Here is a 360-nt window from a genome sequence, read left to right as displayed (position 1 = left end):
ATCACGAGGCGGATACGACCTCCGCTCACCATCACGAGGCGGATACGACTTCCGCTCACCATCACGAGGCGGATACGACCTCCGCTCACCCGCGTGGCCGGACGACGAAGAACGATGGCCATCGCGCTCTCCATAGGGCTTGCGCTCGCCATCGCGTCGGGGACGCTGGGGCGCTGAGCCGGAGTCGCGCGCGGGGCGTCCGGACCCGGAATCGGAGCGACGGCGCTCAGGCTTCGCGTCCTCGTTATCGGAGTTGCGGTCCTGTGCCATCGGCTCGATCCTTTCGGTGTGTTAACGGGAAATGGCCACCCAACAGTGGGTGGCCATTTCCTGAAAGAAGTCCGGCGGTGTCCTACTCTC

The organism is Microbacterium sp. VKM Ac-2870 (assembly GCF_015350795.1).
Taxonomy (GTDB): Bacteria; Actinomycetota; Actinomycetes; order Actinomycetales; family Microbacteriaceae; genus Microbacterium.
This window is presented reverse-complemented; position numbering follows the sequence as displayed.